1 pseudogene is annotated in these 706 nt (G+C 75.8%); it reads right to left on the bottom strand.

From position 1 onward, the window contains the following. Positions 1-706 (bottom strand): annotated as a pseudogene (locus SACPADRAFT_RS32695) (hypothetical protein); the annotation flags it as partial.

Consider the following 706-nt stretch of genomic DNA (forward strand, 5'->3'; position numbering starts at 1 on the left):
ACCCCGTGCCTCGGACGGGCGGTGGTAGGTGCGGGGGCCACCGGCCCCGCCGGAGTCGGCACCCGCTCGTCCCGGAGCGCTGCCCCCGTGCGGCCCCGGGTTCCGGGTGGGGGCCGCGGTGTCCTGTCCCTCCGGGGACGCCTGCCCGTCGGGAGCGGGGGCGGCACTCGGGTGGACACAGCGCACGTGCCAGTCGCCGGAGACCACCTTGCCCAGTGCCGTCGCGATGCACTCGATGTTGCGCTGTTCCGACAGCCTGCGCACCAGCGGCTCCGCCGGGTGGGTCAGAATCACCGTCGACCCCTCGACGCTGTGCACGCTCGCCCCGGTGAGCAGCGCCTCCGTGCTCCGGCTCATCGTGCGCACCGTGGCCAGCACCTGCGGCCAGTACTGCCGCAGGCCCGCCGCGTCCACCTGCCCGGGCCGTGCGGCCGGGGACTCCCGGGCCTGCTGCTGTGCCTGAGCCTGTTGCTGCGACTCGGCCTGCTGCTGTGCCTGAGCCTGTTGCTGCGACTCGGCCTGCTGCTGTGCGTGTGCCTGCTGCTGTGCCTGTGCCTGCTGCGGCCGGGCCTGCTGCTCCGGACGGGAGTTCCCGCTGTCGGGCGAGGCTTCCGCGCCCCCGGGACCGGCGTGGTGGCCGTTGCCCTCGCGGGCGGCCCGCTGGGACGGCCGTTCGTAGACCCGCTCCGGCGGTGCGGCGGACGCC

Origin of the sequence: Saccharomonospora iraqiensis subsp. paurometabolica YIM 90007 (assembly GCF_000231035.2) — a bacterium.
Lineage (GTDB): Bacteria > Actinomycetota > Actinomycetes > Mycobacteriales > Pseudonocardiaceae > Saccharomonospora > Saccharomonospora paurometabolica.